The sequence below is a fragment of the Devosia yakushimensis genome, from assembly GCF_030159855.1.
Classification (GTDB): Bacteria; Pseudomonadota; Alphaproteobacteria; order Rhizobiales; family Devosiaceae; genus Devosia; species Devosia yakushimensis.
The window spans coordinates 137833-159077 of record NZ_BSNG01000001.1 but is presented as its reverse complement, the minus strand read 5'-3'; the positions used below and the strand labels follow the sequence as shown (position 1 = coordinate 159077).

Sequence of the window (21245 nt, the reverse complement as noted above, 5' to 3'; positions counted from 1 at the left end):
GTGCTCAGCGTCAGGGGTGGGGGCGATCTGTGCCCATGGAAGCATCCATGACCGCCCTGCCCCACCGCCCGCTGCGTATCGCCGCCGCTTCCGCCCTGGCTTTCGCGATTGCCGTGCTGATCGCCCTCGTCTTGTGGTCGATTTTCAGCGCGGCCACCGATCAGGCCAGCGGCCCGGGACGGGTGGATATCCCTCATCTGCTGCGGATGACCTCGATCCAGGCTGGCCTCACCACGATACTCTCGCTGGCCGTGGGCATGGCGCTCGCCTGGGCGCTCAACCGGCTGCGTTTTCCCGGGCGCGATCTGGTTGTCGGCCTTTTCGCCTCGGCCATCGTCACCCCCGGCATGGTGGTGGCCTTTGGCCTGCTCTCCATCTGGGGACGCAATGGCTGGATCAACCAGGCGAGCGAGGCCCTGTTCGGCACCGCCATCGGCAATCCCGCCTTCGGGCTTTCCGGCATTCTCTTTGCCCATGTCATTCTCGACGGCGCCTTTGCCGCCCGCATCATGCTGGCCCGGCTCGACGCCATCCCCCGGCCTCGCCTCAAGACCGGGCAATCCCTGGCCCTTTCCGCCTGGCAGCGCTTTACCATCATCGATTGGCCGGCCCTGCGCGGCACGCTGCCGGGCCTGGGCGCCATCATCTTCCTCCTCGCCTTTACCAGCTTCCCCATTGTGCTGCTGCTTGGCGGCGGGCCCGCCAACCAGACACTGGAAGTGGCCATCTATGCCGCCGTGCGGCAGGATTTCGACCTGCGCGCCGCCGTGCTGCTGGCGCTGACGCAGATCGGGGTCTGCTCCATTGTCATCCTGATCGCCTCGGCCCTGGCGCCCATTCCCACGAGCCTGGGGCCTTCCACAGCCCCGAGCTGGCGCGATGGCATTGGCGCGCGGATAGTGCAAACCATCATCCTCATCCTTTGCACCATAGCCTTCATCCTGCCCCTGGCTTCGGTCCTGTTCGATGGCGTAGTGGGCGGCTTCGGGCGCCTCTTGGCGCAGCCGGCTTTCTGGTGGGCGGCGCTTTCCAGCCTCGTCATCGGCACCAGTTCGGCGTTGCTGACGCTGCTGCTGGCCATCACCCTCGCCATGGGCCGCGGCGCCACCGGCAATGGCATGATCCGCACCATTCTGGGCATGCCGGCCTTCGCCTATCTGGCCGTGCCCGCCGTGGTGCTCTCGCTGGGCTTTTTCCTCCTGGTGCGCAATCTGGGCGTTGCGCCCGCGCTGGCTGCGCCCTATGTCGTCATCCTCGGCAATAGCCTGCTCGCCCTGCCCTTCGCCATGGCAACGCTCGGCCCGCCCTTCGAGGCCATCGCCCGCACGCGGGGCAAGCTGATCCGCTCGCTCGATCTCTCCGGCTGGCGGCAATTCACCGCCGTCGAGTATCCCCTGCTCGGCAAGGATATCGGCGTCATGCTGGCGCTGGCCTTCTGTTTTTCGCTGGGTGATCTGGGCGTTATCGCGCTGTTCGGCACCCAGGATTTCCAGACCCTGCCACTGCTGATGTTCCGCGCCCTGGGTGCCTATCGCGGCAATGACGCGGCTGCTATCGCCGCCATTCTGCTCATCGGCACCATTATCGCCTTTGTGGGCCTGCCCCGGCTGTTCGAAAGGATTGCCAATGCTGCGCGTTGAAGACCTCGCCTTCGCCTATCCCGGCCAGGTCACACCCTATCACTTCGAGATGGAAGCCCTGCCCGGCGAAATCACCGCCATTTCGGGCGCCAGCGGCTCGGGCAAATCCACCCTGCTCGACCTGCTGGCGGGGTTCCTCGCGCCCCTTTCGGGCCGCATCGATCTCGATGGCCGGGACCTCGTGCCGCTGGCGCCCGAATCCCGGCCGGTCTCGCTGCTGCTGCAATCGGACAATCTTTTCGACCACCTCTCGGCTGCCCGCAATGTGGCGCTCGGCCTGCCCGGCAAGGCGCCTGCGGGGCAGACAGTGGAAACGGCTTTGGCCGAAGTGGGTCTCGCGGGAATGGGCCAACAGACCGCCGCGACATTATCGGGGGGACAGAAACAGCGTGTGGCCCTGGCCCGCACCCTGGTGCGCAACCGCCCCGTCGTGCTGCTGGATGAGCCTTTTTCGGCCCTGGACGACGCCACCCGGGCCGCCACGCGCGAACTGGTCAAGACCCTCACCATGGCCCATGGCTGGCACACCATTCTGGTGAGCCATCACATGGACGATATCGAGGCCATAGCCAGCCGGCGGTATTTGCTGGATGAGGGGAGGCTGGCGGAGGGGTAGCAGGACCGCAGGTTCTTCCCACAACGTCATTCCCGCGCAGGCGGGAATCCACTCTTCACGGAGCCGCCGGAAGGCAGAATGGATTCCCGCCTGCGCGGGAATGACGTTGCGGTTTTGACCTAGTGCAGTGGCCCCTTCGGCCCAGCTCAGCTATTCCAGGTGGTAAACACCTTCTGGAACAGCGCCTGCGCCGTATCGTCTTTCTCGAGCGTGATGATCGCGTTGCGGCCTGTGCCATAGACCACGGCCAGGTCGATCCATTTGCGGTTCTCGAGCAGGTCGGTATTGGTCGTCGTGTCATTGGCCGCGGCGCTGAGCGCGAAGAGGAAGGAATTGCCCACGACGCGGGCCGAGGCACCCACCAGCGGCGTGCCGGGCACCAGCTCTTCATTCTTCAGCAGCACGCCGGGCAGGCCGGCAATCGTGCCGCCGATAAAGCTGTCGCTCACCTGGAAATTGACTTCCATGAGATGGCTGGCCGGCAGGCTCGGATCGGCATTCTTGCGGATGATCAGCTCCACGCCCAGATTGCGGGCCGGAATGCTGGCCTTGCCGATCAGCGTGGGCAGGCCAAGCTCGTCGGTGCCTTCGCTCCAGGCAATGGTACCCGAGAAGGGCACGGCGCCGGTGCGCCCATCCTGGGAGGCTTCGAGCAGCAGCGACTGGCTGCCCGCCAATATGGACGGATCGACCGAAGCGGCCGGATCGGCGGCGGCAATGGCGGTATCCTCGCCGGCCAGGCGCTCTTCGGTCTTGACCTCGGCATCGATGCCCGGCAACGCCGTCTGTCCGGCTTCGGGCACGACCGCTTCGGGGGTCGGCTCCAGCCGGTCTTCGATTTCAAGCGCGCCGGTCGGCTCGGCAGCCGCTGTGGTCGCCGTATTGCCCGGGCCGGTGGCATTGTCAGCCGGCGCATCGCCCGATGACGGCGGAGCCAGCGATGGCGTCAGCGCCTGTGGCGCGGTTTCGGCGACTTCGGTCGCCGGCTGTGCCTGGCCGAACATCTGGTCGAGATCGACATAACCCTCGCGCCAGGCCCAGAAACCGGCCCCGCCGACACCGGCAAGCAGGATAGCAAAGACCACGAGGAAAATCGTCAGCCCCGCGCCGGACCGGGGTTCGAGCCGGGGGGCGGCAAAACTGGCATCGTCGGCCGTTTCCACGGCTTCGGCCGGCGGCACGGCAAAGGAACCGCGCTCGGCGGCGCTCTTTTCAAGCTCGGGCAAAGCCGGCGCGGTCTCCCCGCGCGCTTCGCGATCCAGCACTTCGATGGCCGTGGCCATGGCGCTTTCGGCTTCGCTCGGATCGTTGACCGCAGGCTCGACTTCGACCTCGCGAACACTGGACAGCGCCGTCTCGACCGCCTCGGTATCCTCGACGACGGGCTTGACCACCTCGAGCGGCACGATGACCTGCTGGCGCGCCAGGGCCGTTTCGCCCCGCCCGCCGCTGCGCAACGGCTCGGCCGTCGAATTGGCGGCAAAGGGCAAGGCGTCGCGCCGCGGCTCGAAATTCGGCGCTTTCAGCGGCGCCTCGATCGGCCGCACATTGGAGGCGCCCGGCAAGGGCGAACTGGGTCCGCTTTTGGTGGCTTCGGCCCGCGCCACGATGGAAGGAATGGGCCGCACATCGGGCTTGGGTGTTTCGACGGGAGCCTTGGGCTCGGGCTCGGCGTCTTTCTTGTCCGGCTCGATCGTGACGGAACTGCCGCCGACCGCCGCGGCCTCTTCGATAATATCTTCAATGGACGTGACGCTCGCCACCGGCTTGGGCGCTTCGAAAAGCCGTGGCTTGGGTGTTTCGACCGACGCTGGTGGGGTAACCGGGGCAGGTGCAATTTCCATGGCCTCGGGCGGCTCCGCCTCGGCCGGGGTTGGCGCCGGGGCAATCACGGCCTCGGTGCGCGGGGCGGGCTTGAAGGCGAGCGCGCTGTCGCGGCCCAGCGAGATCACCGCCTCGCTGGCCTCCTGTTCGACCTGGCGGATACAATCTTCGAGCTGCAGGCGATGCTGAGTGATGTCGCGGGCCGGCAAGGGCGGCGTGATGGCGCGCAATTGCCCCACCAGCGCCGAACGCGCCTTCTCATAAACCGCGCGGCGCGCAGCCCCATTATTCTCCGGCAGCGCCGAGATTGCCCGGCGCAACAGCTCTTTGTAGTCCGCCATTGGTTACTTGGTACTCACAATTTGCAGCACGTGTTGTAACAAAAAAACTCAGTCTTGGAATGGGTCTACGACAAGGATGGTATCGGCACGTTCCGGGCTCGTCGACAGCATGGCAACGGGCGCCCCGATCAGCTCTTCAATATAGCGCACATATTTGACCGCCTGCGCCGGAAGCTCGGCCCAGCTCCGTGCGCCAGCCGTCGTTCCCGACCATCCCTCCAGCGTCTCATAAATCGGGGTAACGCGCGCCTGTGCCCCCATTGAGGCAGGCAAGTAATCAATTCGTGATCCGTCCAGCTCGTAGCCGACGCAGATTTTGATCTCCTTGAGCCCATCGAGCACGTCGAGCTTGGTCAGCGCAATGCCCGAAATACCCGAGGTCTTGACCGTCTGGCGTACCAGCACCGCATCAAACCACCCGCAACGGCGCGGCCGCCCGGTATTGACGCCTACTTCGCGGCCAACCGTGGCCAGATGGCGGCCGATCTCGTCATCGAGTTCGCACGGGAACGGGCCCTCGCCCACGCGGGTCGTATAGGCCTTGGTGATGCCAAGCACATAACCGATGGCCGTGGGCCCCAGGCCCGACCCGGCCGCGGCCTGCCCGGCAACGGTATTGGAGGAGGTAACGAAGGGATAAGTGCCGTGATCATTGTCAAGCAAAGCACCCTGCGCACCTTCGAACAGGATGCGGGCGCCGGCTTTGCGCTTGTCGTCCAGCACCTGCCAGACCCGGTCCATGAAGGGCAGGATTTCGGCGGCGACCGAGATCAGTTCCTCGTGGATCGCCGAAGCTTCGATTTCCACCAGCCCCATACCGCGGCGCAGCGCATTGTGGTGGGCGAGCAGGCGCTCGATCTTGGGCATCAGCGTTTCCGGCTCGCTGAGATCGATCAGGCGAATGGCGCGGCGGCCCACCTTGTCTTCATAGGCCGGGCCGATGCCGCGCTTGGTGGTGCCGATCTTGAGGCCGGAATTGGAATCCTCGCGAATCGCATCGAGCTCGCGATGCAGCGACAGGATCAGCGGAGCATTGTCGGCAATGCGCAGGATTTCGGGGGTGATGTTGACACCCTGCCCGCGCAGCTTGGCCATCTCCTGCACGAAGTGATGGGGGTCCACCACCACGCCATTGCCAATGACCGAAAGCTTGCCCTGCACCAATCCCGAGGGCAGCAAGGCCAGCTTGTAGCTCACCCCGTCGATGACCAGCGTATGGCCCGCATTGTGGCCGCCATGATAGCGCACCACCACATCGGCGCGCTCGCTGAGCCAGTCCACGATCTTGCCTTTGCCCTCGTCGCCCCACTGCGAGCCGACGACAACCACATTCGCCATAAAAGTCTTCCTCAAGAGAGCACGACCGGCCCGGGCCGGTGCGAACTGCCACATCCAATTGGACGTCGGTCCCCACGGCCACCTTTGTCGAGTTTGATCGCGGCCGAATAACTGATAAGTCCGACTGTCCTTACATCACCCGGGCGACGATGACAAAGCCGCTAGACACCGAAAATCGCGGCATTTCCGCCCGGCTGCTCGATCAGCCCTATTTGCTGCTGGTTCTGGCGCCCCTGTTCTGGGGCGGCAATGTGGTTGCGGCCAAGCTGGTGGTGGGCGAAATCGACCCGTTTCTGCTGCTTGCGGCGCGCTGCGTGGGCGCAACGCTCTTCATCCTGCCCTTCTCTTGGCCGTATCTGAAGGCCGATTGGCCAGTCATCCGGCGCACCTGGCCATTGCTGATGGCGTTTGGGGCGATCGGCTACGCACTCTTTAATGTGCTGCTCTATGTCGGCCTCAGCACGACGACAGGTGTGAACGCCGCGATCGTGCAGGCGGCTCTGCCGATGATGATCCTGGCGGCCAATTTCATCGTCTTCCGCGCCCGCGTGAAGCCATTGCAGATCGCCGGCGTCATCATCGCCATAATGGGTGTGTTGCTGACGGCCACCCATGGCGACCTTGGCCGCATCCTTGGCCTCGACATCAATATCGGCGACGGCTTCGTGATTCTGGCTTGTCTCGCCTATACCGCCTATACGCTGGCGCTCAAATATCGCCCCGACGTGCATATGATGAGCTTCATGGCGGTTGCCTTTTCCGGGGCCGCACTGACCGGGCTGGTCATGCTCCAGTTCTTTGGGCCGGGCCTTACCTCGTTCGCCACCATTCCGCAGATGTCGCCAATGGTCTGGGGCGTCATCGTCTATGTGATGATCTTCCCCTCCATGTTCAGCCAGATTTTCTACGCCCGCGGCGTCGAACTGGTCGGCCCCAACCGCGCCGCACCCAGCCACAATCTCATCCCGGTCTTTGGTGCGCTCGGCTCGGTACTGGTGCTAGGCGAACGGCTGGAAATCTACCACTACCTGGCGGCGGCGATCATCGTTGGCGGCATCGTGCTGGCGGAATGGGCGGCACGGCGGCGCTAGTGCCGGGAACCTCTGGAGAGGCCGAGTTCCAATAACCGGACAATTGCCGTACAGTAATAGAGCGCGTGCCGGCCCTTGGAAAAGCAAGCTGCCAGCAATTGCGCCGAATTCATCTAATTGAGGCACGCTCATGTTGGGAAATTCTGATGCTGGCCAAAAATCAATGCATCACCGGGCACGGCAGGCGCGCGCAACCATTCAGCGGCTCGCGCTGATCGCAGTCCTGGGCGTTGTCCTGGGCTTTGTTATGCAAGGTCTTGTTATAGCGGCACGACTGCTTGGCGGCGGCGCATTTCCCGGCATCACCGTTGTCGCCGATCTGGTTCAAACCGTCACTTGGTCGGTTCTGGTCTGCACCGGCGTAGCGATCGGCGTGTCAGTGGGGAAGGCGCGCAAGGCGCTCGCCGGATTCATCGGCTTTTTCTTCGCCCCGCTGGCGCTCGCCGTCGCCAAGGCAGGGCAAAAGGCGATGCTTACCGTGATCGGCGCGCTGGAACAGCCGGCGGCCTTGTCGCTCACCACCATAGGCCTGGTCCGTGCCTTCGAGTATGGCCTGCTGGCCTGGCTGTTGATGTTGCTGACCGAGAAAGAAATCATCCGGCCCGCCCCCTACGTCGCCGTAGGCGCGGCAATCGGCGTGGTATTTGGATCAGTATTGTTCTGGCTCACCTACACCGCAGCCTCGGCCAATGATGAACAGATGACCACGCCGCAGATATTGGGCATGCTCGTCAACGAAGTCGGTGCTCCCGCCGGCTGCGCCTTCCTGATCTATATTGGCCAATTGGCCAGCTACAGCTTCACCGTCTACAAAAACACCAGCCCACGATACAAACACCGTCGGCTGGATCACTGCCGAAGAGCGAGTGAACACGGCGGAAATAGCTGTCGCCCGCAGCCTTTCGGCCGCGAGCGACATGTTTGGCGCAAAACCGATTGCGCCTCAGGGGCAACGCCGGGGCTAGCTGACGTTACCGAACAGGCCCGAGAAATCCTGCCGCGACAGCCATTCAACCACCGTATGGGGCGGCGGCAGGTCTTCGGCGGCAACCGCATCGCCGTTCGCATCCACGGCCTGGCCATTGGCATCGACCAATGGCGCGGTGGCAGCGTCGGCACCCTCTTCGTCCAGCGGCGCCGGCAGGTCCTCAACGGGAATGGCATTACCCTCCTCGTCCACCGCCTGACCATTCTCGTCCACCAGCGGCGCCGATGACGGAGCCTCGGCATTCTGCTCGCCCGAAATGGCCGGCAGGTCTTCAAGCGCAATGGCATTGCCATCGGCATCGACCGCCTGGCCGTTCTCGTCCACCAGCGGCGCCGACGATGGAGCCTGGGCATTCTGCTCGCTCGAAATGGCCGGCAGATCTTCAAGCGCGATGGCGTTACCATCGGCGTCGACGGCCTGGCCGTTCTCGTCCACCAGCGGTGCGCTTTCCTCCGAGCCATTGCCCTGCTGGGTCGAGGTCGAAGTCTGCTCGCCCCCACGGCGGTCCGAACTGCCGGCGTCCTGGGAATGGCCAGTCTCGCTCGAGCTGGTCGCGTGCTCGGAACCGCCACCCTGGCCACCGCCATGGTCGCCATGTTCATGAGCATAGCCGCCCTGGGTCAGGGCCAGCACGAGGCAGGAAGCAGCAAGGGTCGCGAGAGTTTTCTTTTGCATGGGTCGTCTCCTTTTGGTTCGACCCGCCAACCATGCGCTGTCTCGGCTGACAGAGCCGTGAGGCCGATGTCAGCTTGCTGTCAGCTTGCCTGCGGTAGATGATTGCGCATGCGCATGCGTCCAAAAATCCTAGTCTTGCTCTGCCTTGCCGTGGCCTTCGCGGCGCCATTGCCCGCCTTTGCGCAACCATCGGGCGGTGGGGATGGCGGCGGCCCCGGCGATCCCGGCGCGTCATCTCCTCCCTCGCCCCCCGATACCGGGCCACCACCAGAGGCAAGGCCACTGCCACCTCACGAAACGGCCCTTGAAGCGGTCCAGAGCAAGCGGGCCTTGCCCCTGGCCGATATCATCGCCCGCAACGCCATTGCCGATCAGGTGATCGACGCGCAGCTCATCACCCTGCGCGGCCAGCTCGTCTATCGCCTCAAACTCCTCTCAGTTTCGGGCCAATTGCACCTGGCCGATTTTTTTGCCGATACCGGCATGGCCCTCAAGGGAGATTGACCTGCGCATTCTGGTTGCTGAAGACGATCCCCGGATTGCCACTACGCTGGGCGACGCGCTGCGTGCGGCCGGTTTCGTGGTGGAGCGTGAGGCCGATGGCGAGGAAGCCTGGTTCCGGGGCGATACCGAAGCCTTCGACGCCATTATCCTCGATCTTGGCCTGCCGACGCTCGATGGCCTCACCGTGCTCAAGCGCTGGCGGCGCGCCCAGCGCAATGCGCCTGTGCTGATCCTCACCGCCCGGGGCGACTGGCGCGAGCGCGTCGACGGCATCGAGGCGGGCGCCGACGATTATCTCGTCAAGCCCTTCCGCATCGAGGAACTGCTCGCCCGGCTGCGCGCCCTGATCCGCCGCTCGGCCGGCTTTGCCGCCTCGCAAGTCGATATCGGCGATCTGACCTTCGATTTCGCTGCCATGCAGGTGCTGCGCAATGGCGTCGCCATCCCCATGCCGCCCCAGGAATATCGCCTCGTGGCCTTCCTCGCCCATCGGCGCGGCCGCGCCGTTTCGCAACTGGAGATCACCGAGCATCTCTATGCCCAGGATTATGAGCGCGACTCCAACGCCGTCGAAGTGCTGGTCGGGCGGGTGCGCAAGCGGTTGGGCAGCCATGTCATCGTGACCCGCCGCGGCTTCGGCTATGCCATTGGTGAACCCAACTGAGCCCGCTCTCCATCCGCCGCCGGCTGCTGGCATTGGCGGCGCTCTGGATCGGCCTGGCGCTATTATTGGCCGCCATCGGCATCGGCTATCTGTTCGTGCAAACCGTCGAGCACAATCTGCGGGCCGAATTGTCGGCCGGGATCAGCCGCATCGCTGCGGTCATTGATCCCCAGGCAAACAGCCCCGCTTTATCCCAAAGCCCCGGCGATCCCCGCTATGACATCCCGCTCAGCGGCTCTTACTGGCAGATCAATCCCATGCAGGGCGGGGTGCCATTGCGCTCCCCCTCGCTCTGGGATTTCGTGCTGGCGCCCGCACTCGGGGCCGGCGAAAATCAGCAATTCGCCCAGCTCGACGGCCCCAACGGGCAGACGCTTTCGGCCGTAACGCGCAAGATCGACCTGCCGGGACAGGCCAGCTATCTGGTGACCGTGGCTGCCGATCGCAGCGTCATCGATCAATCCATCCGCCAGTTCGGCATGGCGCTGCTCATCGGCCTGCTCTTGCTGGGCGGCAGTCTCATGGCCGCCGCCTATCTGCAGGTGCGCATGGGGCTGGCGCCGCTCGACAGCGTGCGCACCGGCATAGCGGCGGTTCGCCGGGGCGATGGCACGGCCATGGCCGGCTCCTACCCCAAGGAGGTGCAACCCTTGATCGCCGAGATCGATGCGCTGCTCGCCAGCCAGGCCAGTTCGGTCGAATTCGCCCGCCAGCGCGCCGCCGACCTGGCGCATGGCCTCAAGACACCGCTCGCCGTGCTGGGCAACCTGGCCGAAGCATTGCGCGGCAATGGCGATGGCGAGACGGCCGGCCGGATCGATAGTCTGGCCGGGGAAATGCTCGAACGCATCGATTATCAACTACACCTGTCGCGGCTGCGCCACCGCACCCACCAGCACATGCTGCGCGCCTCGCTGGAAACGGCCTTGCATCGCACCCTGGCGGTAGTCGAGCGCACGCCGCAAGGCGAAAAGCTCGCCTGGACGCTGCATGCCGATCCGCTCGATGTCGATATCGACAGCAACGACCTGATCGAGCTGCTTGGCGTCATCCTGGAAAATGCAGCGCGCTGGGCCAGGAGCACCGTCTGGATTACCGCCCGCGCCGTTGGCGGCCAGGCCGAGGTGACGGTGCGCGATGACGGGCCGGGGCTCGAGGCCGCCCAATTGGCGGCCTTGGGGCGGCGCGGCCAGCGCTTTGACGAAGACAGCGGCGGGCACGGCCTGGGCATCGCGATCGCCAGCAATATCGTCACCCTCAATGGCGGCGAGATAAGCTTCGAACGCGCCGAGACCGGCGGGCTGCTGGTGCGGCTGCGCCTGCCATTGGCAAGCGCAGCGCAGGAGTAATGCTGGCTTAGAACTTGAGCGCTTTGGCCTGCTTGACGCCTTCCAGCGCGGCGATTTCGGCCAGTTGCGGCTCGGTCAGCGTACCGTCGATGGAAACGAGCGCGATAGCGTCCGACCCCACTTCGACGCGGCCCAGGTTGAAGTTGGCGATATTGATGCCAAGCTTGCCCAGGAGCGTGCCGAGACGCCCGATATGGCCCGGCTTATCCTCATTGGTCACATAGAGCATGGAGGGGCTGAGCTCGGCTTCCATATTGATGCCCTTGACCTGGATGATGCGCGGCTTGCCATTGGCAAAGACCGTACCGGCCACAGCGCGCTCCTGCCGCTCGGTGACCACCGTCAGGCGGATATAGTTTTCATAGGCGCCCTGCTGCTCGCGGGTCACCACTTCGACATTGACGCCACGATCCTTGGCCACCTGCGGCGCCGAAACCATGTTGACCTCGGCCAGCAGAGGCTTGAGCACACCGTGCAGCGCCGCCGCCACCATGGGCCGCGTATTCATGCCGGCGACACCGCCCTCGAACTCGATCTTGATGCCCTGGATCGCCGTTTCGGTCAGTTGCCCGGCAAACGAACCCAGCACCTCGGCCAGCTTGATGAAGGGAGTAAGGCGCGGCGCTTCCTCGGCCGAGATGGACGGGAAATTGAGCGCATTGGTGATTTCGCCGGTCATCAGATAGGCCGAAATCTGCTCGGCCACCTGCAGCGCCACATTCTCCTGCGCTTCCGTGGTCGAGGCGCCCAGATGGGGGGTGCAGATCACATTGGGCAATTCGAACAGCGGATTGTTCTCGGCGGGTTCCTGCAGGAACACGTCAAGCGCCGCGCCGGCTACCTGGCCCGATTTGAGCGCATCGTAAAGCGCCGCCTCGTCAACCAGACCGCCACGGGCGCAATTGATGATGCGAACGCCCTTCTTGGTCTTGGCCAGGGCTTCGGCGCTGATGATATTGCGCGTCGCATCGATCAGCGGCGTGTGCAGGGTGATGAAATCGGCCCGCGCCAGCAGCTCGTCCAGCTCGACCTTTTCAATGCCCAGCGTCTGGGCGCGTTCCGGCGTCAGGAACGGGTCGAACGCCACGACCTTCATCTTGAGGCCCTGCGCCCGATCGGCCACGATCGAGCCGATATTGCCCGCCCCGATCAGGCCCAGCACCTTGTTGGTGACTTCAACGCCCATGAAGCGGTTCTTTTCCCACTTGCTGGCGCGGGTCGAGGCATCCGCCTCCGGCAGCTGACGGGCCAGGGCCATCATCATGGCAATGGCATGCTCGGCCGTGGTGATCGAATTGCCGAAAGGGGTATTCATCACGATGATCCCCTTCTTGGTAGCCGCGGGAATATCGACATTGTCGACGCCGATACCGGCCCGGCCGATCACCTTGAGATTGGTGGCCGCGGCAATGATCTTCTCGGTCACCTTGGTGGCCGAACGGATGGCCAGGCCATCATATTGGCCGATGACTTCGAGCAGCTTGTCCTTGTCCTTGCCCAGATCGGGCAGGTAATCCACCTCGACGCCATTATCCTTGAAGATCTGGACGGCAGTGGGGCTGAGCTTGTCGGAAACGAGAACCTTGGGCATTTGGTAATCCCTGAGATTTTGAAAGTTTTTGAATGGGATACCCCCTCCTAGCCTCCCCCTGATAGGGGGAGGGACAGCCCCGAGTTTGTGGCACTATCTCGCCTAACACTCGATCGGCTCCTCCCCCTGTCAGGGGGAGGTTGGGAGGGGGTACTGAGATCTAGGCAGCGACGCTAAGCGCGGCCTTTTCTTCGGCAAAAGCAAAATCCAGCCACGGCACGAGCGCTGCCAGATCGGACGTTTCCACGGTCGAACCGGCCCAGATGCGCAGACCCGAGGGAGCATCCTTATAAGCGCCGATATCATAGGCGACGCCCGCCTTGTCGAGGCGCGACACGATGGCCTTGGCAAAGGCCGCCTGCTTGTCGGCATCGAGCGCGGTCACAGCCGGATCGACAATCGAGAAGCATACCGACGTATTGGAACGATTGGCCGGATTCCTGGCCAAAAAGTCCACCCACGGAGTCGTCTCGACCCAATCGGCCAGCACCTTGAAATTGGCATCGGCCCGGGCCTGCATGGCCTTGAGCCCGCCCAGCGACTTGCCCCATTCCATGGCGTCGATCGCATCTTCGATGCAGATCATCGAGGGCGTATTGATGGTGGCCGCCTCGAACACTTCCTGAAGCAACTTGCCGCCCTTGGTCAGGCGGAAAATCTTGGGCAACGGACGATCCGGCTTGAAGGTCTCGAGCCGCTCGACAGCACGGGGCGACAGGATCAGCACGCCATGGGCAGCTTCCCCACCCAGCGCCTTCTGCCAGGAGAAGGTGACCACATCGAGCTTGGCGAAATCGAGGTTCTGCGCAAAGGCCGCCGAGGTGGCGTCGCAAATGGTCAGCCCCTTGCGGTCCGCGGCAATCCAGTCGCCATTGGCGACGCGGACGCCGGAGGTCGTGCCATTCCAGGTGAACACCACATCGCGATCGAAATCGACCTGGCCCAGATCGGGCAGCTCGCCATAACCGGCCTTGAGGATACGGACGTCATCGAGCTTGAGCTGTTTCTGAACGTCGGTGACCCAGCCCTCGCCAAAGCTTTCCCAGGCCAGCATATCGACGCCGCGCGCGCCCAGCATGGACCACAGCGCCATTTCGACCGCGCCCGTATCGGAAGCCGGCACAATGCCGATGCGGTAATCGGCCGGCACTTCGAGCAGTTCGCGCGTCAGATCGATGGCGCGCTGAATGCGGGCCTTGCCCGGCTTGGAGCGGTGCGACCGCCCAACCAGCGCATTGGCCAGCGCTTCAACCGTCCAACCAGGACGCTTGGCACAGGGGCCCGACGAAAAATTCGGATTAGCCGGTTTCACCGCCGGCGCGGTCAGGGGCATTGCAGCCATCTTCAGCGACCCTCCCAGGTCTATGCGTCTCGCGTTAGGGCGAGATGTCCTGAGGCGGGAGATACGCCCGATAGGGGCGGGCCGTCAATGGGTCTTTTGATGGTGGATGGTGTGCGGCACACCACAAAGCTGGAATGAGTGCTGCCAACCCATTGCGCCGCGCATCAGAAGGCGCCCGCGCCCAGCTCGACGCCACAATAACCTTTGCCGCAGCCCGCTTTTAGCATAAACCAAAAGGCAAATTCATTTCTGTCGACAAACAGAATACAGAACCTGTATATAGAGAAAAATGCGAGGCGGGCGGCTGATTTGGCCGCGCCGTTATGGACAAGGATACGATGAACACTGAGATTTTTACCGGCGTAATCCCGGCCCTGATGACGCCCTGCAAATCCGATCGCACACCTGACTTTGACGAGCTGGTGCGCAAGGGCAAGCAGTTGATCGAAGCCGGCATGTCCGCTTTGGTCTATTGCGGCTCGATGGGTGATTGGCCGCTGCTAAGCGATGCCCAGCGCCAGGAAGGCGTGGAACGTCTGGTTGGAGCAGGCCTGCCGGTGATCGTTGGCACCGGTGCGGTGAATTCCGCTTCTGCCGTGGCGCTGGCCGCCCATGCGCAGAAGATCGGCGCTGCTGGCTTAATGGTCATTCCCCGCGTGCTGTCTCGCGGCAATTCGCCGACTGCCCAGCGCCACCATTTCGAGGCCATTCTGGCCGCCGCGCCGGATCTGCCGGCCGTTATCTATAACAGCCCCTATTATGGCTTCGAGACCAAGGCGGACCTGTTCTTTGCGCTGCGCGCCAAGTTCAAGAACCTGGTTGGTTTCAAGGAATTTGGTGGCGCCGCCTCCATGACCTATGCCGCCGAGCATATTACCAGTGGCGACAATGGTGTGATCCTGATGGCCGGCGTCGATACCGGCGTCTATCACGGTTACGTCAAGGCTGGCGCGACCGGCACCATCACCGGTATCGGCAATGCCCTACCCAAGGAAATCCTGCATCTCGTGGCCCTGTCCAAGGCCGCTGCCACCGGCGATGTCGAGGCACGCCTGCGGGCCCGCGAATTGGGCGAAGCGCTCGAAGTGCTGTCCAGCTGGGATGAGGGCACCGATCTTGTGCTCTATTACAAGTATATGCTCGAGCTGCAGGGCGAGGACGCTTACAAACTGCATTTCAATGCCACGGACGAGCTTTCGCCGAGCCAGCGCGCCTGGGCCAAGACGCAGTTCGAACAGTTCAATGCCTGGTACGCCAACTGGAGCCGGCAGCTTGATTCCCACCAGCCGTAAGCTCCTCCCTGGATGTTTCGGCAAAGGCCCTCCTGCAGGAGGGCCTTTTCTTTGCGTCTTAATCGATGGCGGCAAGGCCCAGCTCGAGCAGGCGATCGAGTTGCTGCATTTCAGCTTTCGAGAGGATAATGCCATCCGCCTCAGCCTTGCGACGCGCAGCAAAACGGCGCTGCGAAGGCAGACGCGCGCCCTGCCCTTCGATGGCCTCGAATAGCATTTCGGCACGAGCGAAGGGATCGCCAGGCCGACCGGCGGAAAAACGCTCGGGCGAAAGGGCGATGACCAGCTCGCCATGGGCTGGCGAAAGCGTGGTCGTGCCTAGCGCTTCGAGTGCGCCAGTGCTGGTGAGATCGCCAATCATTACGCCAGCCAAAAGCTCGATCATCGTGCTCAGGGCAGAGCCCTTGTGGCCGCCAAAGGGCAGCATGGCACCAGCCAGCGCGGCTTCGGGCGAAGTGGTCGGCTCGCCCTCACTATCGAACGCCCAACCTGGGGGCAGCGGCTTGCCGGCGCGGCGATGCAGTTCAATCTCGCCACGCGCGGCGACCGAGGTGGCGAAATCGAAGACGTAGGGCTCGGTCTGCTGGCGCGGCCAACCGAAGGCGAAGGGATTGGTGCCAAAGAGCGGTTTGCTGCCGCCCCAGGGCGCGACGGTGGCATAGCTGGGGCACATGACCAGTGCAGCCAGGCCATTGTCGGTCACGGCCTCCACTTCCGGCCAGAGCGCCGAAAAATGCGTGCAATCATTGACCACCATGGCGGCCAGGCCGAGCGCCTTGGCGCGTTCGGCAAGCAGCGGCAGGCCGAGCTCGAATGCCGGGACGGAGAAGCCGTTCTGTCCGTCGACGCGGATGATGGCACCCGTGCCGGCATCGGCAATGGCGGGAATGGCGTCACCTCGCACCTTGCCGGCCTTGAGCGTGCGCAGCACGCCTTCGATGCGGTAAATGCCATGCGCCTTGCAGGCGTCGCGCTCCCCCGCCGCGATGACGCCCGCCACCGCAGCGGACTGCACCGCATTCATGCCCGCGCCGGCCAGGATCGCTTCGATACGAGACTGCAGCTCGGTGGCGGTAAGGATAGTGATGCTCATGCAAAAGTTCTCGTCTTGGCAAGATAGTCGACCAGCATGCGCAGCCCGAACCCGGTGCCGCCGGCCGGGCTCAGGGAGTTGCCCTTGGGCGCATAGGCCGGACCGGCAATATCGATGTGTAGCCAGGGCGTTGCCGGGGCCACGAATTTTTCGAGGAAGGCTGCGGCAATTGAGGCATTGCCATAGGTCACGCCGGGCCAGTTGAGGAAATCGGCAAAGTCGGATGCCAACTCATCGTGGAAGCCGGCATCGATCGGCATGGGCCAGACGAGTTCGCCGGTCCGCTCGGCTGATTGCAACAGCGCATCGATCTCCGGGCGGCTATTGCCATAAATGCCGGCATAGCGCGGCCCAAGGCCAACCTGCACGGCATAGGTCAGCGTCGCGACATCGATGAGTTGGCCGGGCGCGAAGCGCTGTTGCAGATAGGTGAGACAATCGGCCAGGACGAGGCGACCTTCGCAATCGGTGTTGCGGATTTCGACATAGGGGCCAGCGAGACTCCTGACGACATCGCCGGGGCGGGTTGCCGATCCGCTGGCCATGTTTTCGGCCAGGCCCAGCGCGGCGACGAGCGGGCGGCTGATGCCGAGCCGGGCCATTGCCGCCATGCTGGCCGCAATGGTGGCTGCACCAGCCATGTCATTCTTCATTTCCCACATGCCGGCGACCGGCTTGATGTGAATGCCGCCGGTGTCGAAGGTCATGCCCTTGCCAGCCAGACCAATTGGAGTGCCTTCGCCTTGCATGCGGAGCACGACCATGCAGGGCGGGTTGACCGAGCCCTGCCCCACCGCGAGCAAAAGGTTGGCCCCCAGTTCCGCCAATTTGGTGGCATCGAGGATTTCAACGGCAATGCCGAGCGGGGCGCAGAGGCCTTCGATGCGCGCTGCGAGTTCCAGCGGTGGCAGCGCATTGCCCGGCTCGTTGACTAGGTCACGGACGATATGGACGGTTTCGACTGCCACCTGCAGGCTCTTGATCTGCGTAATCACCACCTCCGAACAGCCAGTAATTTTCAGGTTCGCGAGACCAGAACGCGGCGCACTGCGATATTTGTCGAAGCGATAGGTTCGGGCGAGGAAGCCATAGACGAATTCGGCAAACAGGTTCGCATCGAGCCCCTCCGGGTAAGCGAGCGCCAGGTCACCCGGCAGATCGAGACATTTGACTGCGAGCCTGGCGCCGGCCAGCTGGGCATCAAAAACCGATGCTTCTGACGAAAGGCCGGCGAGGATCAGCCGGTCTTCGATCCGCCCGGCCGGGGCCAGCAGAATGACGACCTGCCCGGTGCGGCCGGCAAAATCTTCAGCGGTAAGAATCCGGGCCAGCCGCTCACGTTCTGACGATGCATCTACAAAGGCGGCAAGTGTCTCGGGATGCAGGATTTCGACCGCCGCTGCGCCGGTGCCGACGCCACGAGACGCCTCAAAAGTAATGTTCATTTGTACCTCGCAGGTGGTGCCGCAGAACTGATCATACAAGTATGCACAGTGTCGACATTAAAATGACCGCAATGCCCGATAAGGGCTTAGCATCGCTTTCCGCCACCCTGCACAGCAAACGGTCACAGGCGTTCGAGGTGACGAAAATTACATCAGGCTCTTGTCGACACTTTGGATATTAGATAGCATCCATCCAGAAATAGGATGCCTATCGTGATCAGTACCGGCCTTGTTGATGAATTCATGGCGAGCGTTCGCCGCCCTGGTGTAACGGCCACCGACCTGATCGGAGGCGTCGGCAAGATGTTGCAGGAGACGATCGGCACAAGACTTTTGACGGCGTCGGTTTATGACATGGGCAGGCGCCAGTCCAAGCGCGTCTATTCGGAAAACCTGGAGGCCTATCCGCTGGCCGGGCTCAAGCCGATCGAAGACAACACGTGGACCGAAATCGTGCTCAACCAGCACCGCGTGTTCCACACCCTGCGCATCGAAGAGATCGCGGAGGTCTTCTTTGACTGGCAGTTGATCCAGTCGTTGGGCAACGAATCCAATGCCAATATTCCAGTCGTCGTCGATGGCAAGGTCATCGGTACGCTGAACCTGCTGCATGAGGCTGGCTACTATACGGCCGAGCGCATCGCGCCGGCTGCCGACCTGCTGCCTTACGCCACCATCGCTTTCCAACATCTGGCCAAGTCGATGAACGAGCAAACCACTTCGTGAGGGGCATAGCCGCTTGCGCAGAGGGTAGCGAATAGAACTGGGCCGGCACAGCGCCGGGCCGTTCGGGAAAACCAGCAGCGGAATTGGGAACCGCTGGTGTGAAAGGGAAAAAGCCATGAAACTACGTCTAGCATTGCTCACTTCCGTAGCGTTTGCCGGTGTGGCCACGACCGCGCCGGCCATGGCGCAGGATCCGTTCCGCATCGCCTATCTCGCCTCGTCCAGCCAGAATGGCTATAATCAGGCGATCTATGCCGGCATCCAGGAAGCCGCGGCCGCAAAGGGCGTCGAAGTCGAGATCTTCGACGGCGCATTTGACTCCACCAAACAGTTCTCTCAGGTCGAAGACGTGGTGGCCGGTGGCCGTTTCGACGCCTTTATCGTGACACCGAACGACACCGTGGGTATTGCCCCGGCGCTCGAAGACGCCACGGCAGCCGGCATTACCGTCGTCGCAACGCTGTTTCCCGTCGGGCCGGACCTGACCAATATGGAGCCGCAGGTTCCCGGCCTGACCACCACCGTCGCGGCCAACCCGGCCGTGGGTGCCCGGGCTCAGGCGGAGGCCGTGGCGGCGTATTGCGCCGATAAGGATCCGTGCCGCGTCGCCGTGATCATCGGGCAGTTGATCTATCCGTTCGACAATCTGCGCAACGAGACTTTCAAGGAAGTTCTGGGACAGCACCCGAACATCCAGATCGTGGCTACGGGCGAAGGCAATTATGATCCTGATGCCTCGCTGACTGCCATGCAGGACATCCTGCAGGCCAATCCGGAAATCGACGCCGTGCTCTCCAATGCCGACCAGCACCTGATCGGCGCGGAGATCGCGCTCAGCGATTTCGGCTATGATCCCGGCTCGGTCTATATGATCGGTGGCGGTCTCAACCAGATCACCGTCGACGCCATTCGCGCCGGCACGGTGGCCGCAACGCTGACCGAAGTGCCGCACAGCATGGGAAAGGCTGCGCTGGAAGCCGCTGTCACCACGCTTGAAGGCGGTACCGCGCCGACCTGGATCGATCCGTTCGATCTCAGCGTGACACCCGTGATCGTGACCAAGGAATGGCTCGACGCCAATCCTGACTTTACGGCCGAATGGCAGGGCTGAGCTCCTCATGCGAGGCTGGCGGGATCGTTCGATCCCGCCTAGTCTGCTCCTTTAGCGGAGGTCCGTTGCCATGGTAGCAAACGGGACGACGACGGCTGTCCGGCTGACGGGCGTGGAGAAGAGCTTCGGCTCAAGCAAAATTCTCAATGACATAAATCTCGAATTTCGGGCCGGCGAAGTGCATGCGCTGATCGGGGAGAATGGCGCAGGCAAGTCCAGTGTCGGCAAGATCATCGGCGGCTATTACTCGGCCGATCGCGGCGCGGTGGAGATTTCGGGCATAGCGCTCGACCAGCCGACGCCGCGCCGCGCGCTGCAGCTCGGCGTGGCCATGATCCATCAGGAATTGCAGCTGGTGCCGCAACTGACCGTGGCAGAAAATGTGTTTCTCGGGCTTGAGGCCAATATCGCGGGCCTACTCAAGGGCTCGGACAACAAGCGTTTTGCCGCGTTCGAAGAACAGTGCCGCTTCGGCCTCGATCCGCGCCGCAAGGCCGGCGATCTCTCCATCGCCGACCGGCAGAAGGTCGAGATCATGCGCGCCATTGCCCGCGACGCCCGCATCATCATCATGGATGAACCGACCTCCTCGCTCACCGCTGATGAGGCCGACCGGCTGCATCGGGTCATTGCCGACCTGCGCGCGCAGGGCCGCACTATCATCTATGTCACCCATTTCCTGGACCACGTGCTGGCCGCCTGCGATCGCGTGACGATCATGCGCGACGGCCGCGTGGTCAGAACCGGCAGCATTGCCGGCGAAACCAAGCAAAGCCTGGTTGAAGGCATGCTCGGCAAAAGCGCCGAAGTCGCCTATCCCGAGCTTCCGGCCCGGCCCGAAGCTTCGATTGCCCCGCGCATCGAAATGCGCGGCATCAGCACCGATGCCGGAATCCACGACATCAACCTCACGGTCCGCCCTGGCGAGGTTGTGGGCCTTGTTGGCCTGGTGGGTTCAGGCCGCAGCGAAGTGGCGCGCGCCCTGTTCGGCGCCGATGAGGCCCTGACCGGCACGATCGCGCTCGATGGCCAGGAGCTGCACAAGCTTACGCCCAAGCAGGCGGTCCGGCACGGCATTGCGTTCATCCCCGAGGACCGCCGCAAGCAGGGCCTGAACCTGGTGCAGCGCACGCGGCCCAATATGAGCCTGCCTCACCTCGACCAGATCAGCCGTTTCGGCTTTCTCGACATGGGCGAGGAGCGGCGTCGCACCAAGGCGATGATCGAGCATTTCGGCATCGTTCCGGCCGGCATTGACGGCGAAGTGGCCTATTATTCGGGCGGCAACCAGCAGAAGGTGCTGCTGTCGAAATGGGCTTATGGCAAGCCGCGCGTTGTCATTCTCGACGAGCCCAGCCGCGGCGTCGACATCGGCGCCCGCCGCCGCATCCACGACTTCATCGTCGAACTCGCGCAGAGCGGCGTTGCCGTCCTGCTGATCTCCTCGGAACTCGAGGAAGTGCTGAACCTGTCCCATCGCTCCTATCTAATGAGCCAGGGCCGGATCATCGGCGAGGTCGATAGTCCCGATATCAGTGTTGAGGACGTGCTGTTCCGCCTCTTCAACGTCCAGAAGGCGCAGGAGCAAGCCGTGCCCCTGCCCGCACAAGGTTGA

Annotated in this window: 20 protein-coding genes; 10 read left to right on the top strand and 10 right to left on the bottom strand. The window is 63.4% G+C overall.

Going from position 1 to position 21245, the window contains the following annotated elements; translation table 11 throughout:
• Nucleotides 1–47 precede the first annotated feature (47 nt).
• The gene (locus tag QQL79_RS00735) at nucleotides 48–1640 is read left to right on the top strand and encodes an ABC transporter permease family protein (RefSeq protein WP_284386968.1); all 1593 of its coding nucleotides are present in this window, start codon (nucleotides 48–50) and stop codon (nucleotides 1638–1640) included.
• Complete coding sequence (locus QQL79_RS00730; RefSeq protein ID WP_284386967.1) at nucleotides 1627–2256, top strand: ATP-binding cassette domain-containing protein; 630 nt, start codon at nucleotides 1627–1629, stop codon at nucleotides 2254–2256. Before QQL79_RS00735 ends, QQL79_RS00730 begins: the two co-directional genes overlap by 14 nt.
• A 146-nt stretch (nucleotides 2257–2402) precedes the next feature.
• Here QQL79_RS00730 and QQL79_RS00725 read toward each other — a convergent pair whose 3' ends face one another.
• Nucleotides 2403–4421 (bottom strand): hypothetical protein, encoded by a 2019-nt coding sequence (locus QQL79_RS00725; protein WP_284386966.1) that lies wholly within the window; start codon nucleotides 4419–4421, stop codon nucleotides 2403–2405.
• Nucleotides 4422–4469: 48 nt separating this feature from the next.
• Nucleotides 4470–5759, bottom strand: a complete 1290-nt coding sequence (locus QQL79_RS00720) for an adenylosuccinate synthase (RefSeq protein WP_284386965.1) — start codon at nucleotides 5757–5759, stop codon at nucleotides 4470–4472.
• Between the two features lie 149 nt (nucleotides 5760–5908).
• On the opposite strand from QQL79_RS00720, the gene QQL79_RS00715 reads away from it, so the two are divergent.
• Nucleotides 5909–6850: a DMT family transporter gene (locus QQL79_RS00715; RefSeq protein WP_284386963.1), complete on the top strand. Its 942-nt coding sequence runs from the start codon at nucleotides 5909–5911 to the stop codon at nucleotides 6848–6850.
• Nucleotides 6851–7010: 160 nt separating this feature from the next.
• Here QQL79_RS00715 and QQL79_RS00710 read toward each other — a convergent pair whose 3' ends face one another.
• From QQL79_RS00710 to QQL79_RS00695, 4 genes are read right to left on the bottom strand one after another with little or no spacing between them, the layout of a single operon-like run.
• Nucleotides 7011–7178, bottom strand: a complete 168-nt coding sequence (locus QQL79_RS00710; protein ID WP_284386961.1) for a hypothetical protein — start codon at nucleotides 7176–7178, stop codon at nucleotides 7011–7013.
• Nucleotides 7175–7447 carry a hypothetical protein gene (locus tag QQL79_RS00705; protein ID WP_284386958.1) on the bottom strand — a complete coding sequence of 91 codons (273 nt, stop codon included), beginning with the start codon at nucleotides 7445–7447 and terminating at the stop codon, nucleotides 7175–7177. The genes QQL79_RS00710 and QQL79_RS00705 overlap by 4 nt, the downstream gene beginning before the upstream one ends.
• A gap of 52 nt (nucleotides 7448–7499) precedes the next feature.
• Nucleotides 7500–7769, bottom strand: a complete 270-nt coding sequence (locus tag QQL79_RS00700; protein ID WP_284386956.1) for a hypothetical protein — start codon at nucleotides 7767–7769, stop codon at nucleotides 7500–7502.
• 42 nt (nucleotides 7770–7811) lie between these two features.
• Nucleotides 7812–8513: a RodZ family helix-turn-helix domain-containing protein gene (locus QQL79_RS00695; protein WP_284386955.1), complete on the bottom strand. Its 702-nt coding sequence runs from the start codon at nucleotides 8511–8513 to the stop codon at nucleotides 7812–7814.
• Nucleotides 8514–8621: 108 nt separating this feature from the next.
• Here QQL79_RS00695 and QQL79_RS00690 point away from each other — a divergent pair, with 108 nt between their 5' ends.
• From QQL79_RS00690 to QQL79_RS00680, 3 genes are read left to right on the top strand one after another with little or no spacing between them, the layout of a single operon-like run.
• Entirely contained in the window at nucleotides 8622–9017 is a 396-nt protein-coding gene (locus tag QQL79_RS00690) for a hypothetical protein (protein ID WP_284386953.1), read from the top strand.
• A gap of 1 nt (nucleotide 9018) precedes the next feature.
• Nucleotides 9019–9681 (top strand): response regulator transcription factor, encoded by a 663-nt coding sequence (locus QQL79_RS00685; protein WP_284392781.1) that lies wholly within the window; start codon nucleotides 9019–9021, stop codon nucleotides 9679–9681.
• 32 nt (nucleotides 9682–9713) lie between these two features.
• Nucleotides 9714–11030, top strand: a complete 1317-nt coding sequence (locus tag QQL79_RS00680) for a sensor histidine kinase (RefSeq protein WP_284386951.1) — start codon at nucleotides 9714–9716, stop codon at nucleotides 11028–11030.
• A gap of 7 nt (nucleotides 11031–11037) precedes the next feature.
• Here QQL79_RS00680 and serA read toward each other — a convergent pair whose 3' ends face one another.
• Together serA and QQL79_RS00670 are read right to left on the bottom strand one after the other, a co-directional pair.
• A complete protein-coding gene (gene serA / locus QQL79_RS00675; protein ID WP_284386949.1) occupies nucleotides 11038–12621 on the bottom strand; it encodes a phosphoglycerate dehydrogenase in 1584 nt (527 codons plus the stop codon).
• A 160-nt stretch (nucleotides 12622–12781) separates the two neighbouring features.
• Nucleotides 12782–13954: a phosphoserine transaminase gene (locus QQL79_RS00670; protein WP_284392780.1), complete on the bottom strand. Its 1173-nt coding sequence runs from the start codon at nucleotides 13952–13954 to the stop codon at nucleotides 12782–12784.
• Nucleotides 13955–14301: 347 nt separating this feature from the next.
• On the opposite strand from QQL79_RS00670, the gene QQL79_RS00665 reads away from it, so the two are divergent.
• Nucleotides 14302–15255: a dihydrodipicolinate synthase family protein gene (locus tag QQL79_RS00665; protein WP_284386947.1), complete on the top strand. Its 954-nt coding sequence runs from the start codon at nucleotides 14302–14304 to the stop codon at nucleotides 15253–15255.
• A gap of 58 nt (nucleotides 15256–15313) precedes the next feature.
• Here QQL79_RS00665 and QQL79_RS00660 read toward each other — a convergent pair whose 3' ends face one another.
• Nucleotides 15314–16348: an Ldh family oxidoreductase gene (locus QQL79_RS00660; protein ID WP_284386946.1), complete on the bottom strand. Its 1035-nt coding sequence runs from the start codon at nucleotides 16346–16348 to the stop codon at nucleotides 15314–15316.
• The gene (locus QQL79_RS00655; protein WP_284386943.1) at nucleotides 16345–17793 is read right to left on the bottom strand and encodes a leucyl aminopeptidase family protein; all 1449 of its coding nucleotides are present in this window, start codon (nucleotides 17791–17793) and stop codon (nucleotides 16345–16347) included. The genes QQL79_RS00660 and QQL79_RS00655 overlap by 4 nt, the downstream gene beginning before the upstream one ends.
• 213 nt (nucleotides 17794–18006) lie before the next feature.
• Here QQL79_RS00655 and QQL79_RS00650 point away from each other — a divergent pair, with 213 nt between their 5' ends.
• The 3 genes from QQL79_RS00650 to QQL79_RS00640 all read left to right on the top strand — a co-directional run bounded on the left by QQL79_RS00650 (nucleotide 18007) and on the right by QQL79_RS00640 (nucleotide 21245).
• Entirely contained in the window at nucleotides 18007–18519 is a 513-nt protein-coding gene (locus tag QQL79_RS00650; protein WP_284386941.1) for a hypothetical protein, read from the top strand.
• 115 nt (nucleotides 18520–18634) lie between these two features.
• The gene (locus QQL79_RS00645; RefSeq protein WP_284386939.1) at nucleotides 18635–19630 is read left to right on the top strand and encodes a sugar ABC transporter substrate-binding protein; all 996 of its coding nucleotides are present in this window, start codon (nucleotides 18635–18637) and stop codon (nucleotides 19628–19630) included.
• A 70-nt stretch (nucleotides 19631–19700) separates the two neighbouring features.
• Nucleotides 19701–21245: a sugar ABC transporter ATP-binding protein gene (locus QQL79_RS00640; protein ID WP_284386937.1), complete on the top strand. Its 1545-nt coding sequence runs from the start codon at nucleotides 19701–19703 to the stop codon at nucleotides 21243–21245.

Excerpts from the sequence above, each read along its gene's own strand:
- QQL79_RS00715 (WP_284386963.1), top strand. The coding sequence starts at position 5,909 with ATGACAAAGCCGCTAGACACCGAAAATCGCGGCATTTCCGCCCGGCTG.
- QQL79_RS00700 (WP_284386956.1), bottom strand. The coding sequence starts at position 7,769 with ATGTCGCTCGCGGCCGAAAGGCTGCGGGCGACAGCTATTTCCGCCGTG.
- QQL79_RS00640 (WP_284386937.1), top strand. The coding sequence starts at position 19,701 with ATGGTAGCAAACGGGACGACGACGGCTGTCCGGCTGACGGGCGTGGAG.
- QQL79_RS00735 (WP_284386968.1), top strand. The coding sequence starts at position 48 with ATGACCGCCCTGCCCCACCGCCCGCTGCGTATCGCCGCCGCTTCCGCC.
- serA (WP_284386949.1), bottom strand. The coding sequence starts at position 12,621 with ATGCCCAAGGTTCTCGTTTCCGACAAGCTCAGCCCCACTGCCGTCCAG.
- QQL79_RS00730 (WP_284386967.1), top strand. The coding sequence starts at position 1,627 with ATGCTGCGCGTTGAAGACCTCGCCTTCGCCTATCCCGGCCAGGTCACA.
- QQL79_RS00720 (WP_284386965.1), bottom strand. The coding sequence starts at position 5,759 with ATGGCGAATGTGGTTGTCGTCGGCTCGCAGTGGGGCGACGAGGGCAAA.
- QQL79_RS00725 (WP_284386966.1), bottom strand. The coding sequence starts at position 4,421 with ATGGCGGACTACAAAGAGCTGTTGCGCCGGGCAATCTCGGCGCTGCCG.
- QQL79_RS00665 (WP_284386947.1), top strand. The coding sequence starts at position 14,302 with ATGAACACTGAGATTTTTACCGGCGTAATCCCGGCCCTGATGACGCCC.
- QQL79_RS00690 (WP_284386953.1), top strand. The coding sequence starts at position 8,622 with ATGCGCATGCGTCCAAAAATCCTAGTCTTGCTCTGCCTTGCCGTGGCC.
- QQL79_RS00705 (WP_284386958.1), bottom strand. The coding sequence starts at position 7,447 with ATGATTTCTTTCTCGGTCAGCAACATCAACAGCCAGGCCAGCAGGCCA.
- QQL79_RS00645 (WP_284386939.1), top strand. The coding sequence starts at position 18,635 with ATGAAACTACGTCTAGCATTGCTCACTTCCGTAGCGTTTGCCGGTGTG.
- QQL79_RS00695 (WP_284386955.1), bottom strand. The coding sequence starts at position 8,513 with ATGCAAAAGAAAACTCTCGCGACCCTTGCTGCTTCCTGCCTCGTGCTG.
- QQL79_RS00670 (WP_284392780.1), bottom strand. The coding sequence starts at position 13,954 with ATGCCCCTGACCGCGCCGGCGGTGAAACCGGCTAATCCGAATTTTTCG.
- QQL79_RS00655 (WP_284386943.1), bottom strand. The coding sequence starts at position 17,793 with ATGAACATTACTTTTGAGGCGTCTCGTGGCGTCGGCACCGGCGCAGCG.
- QQL79_RS00660 (WP_284386946.1), bottom strand. The coding sequence starts at position 16,348 with ATGAGCATCACTATCCTTACCGCCACCGAGCTGCAGTCTCGTATCGAA.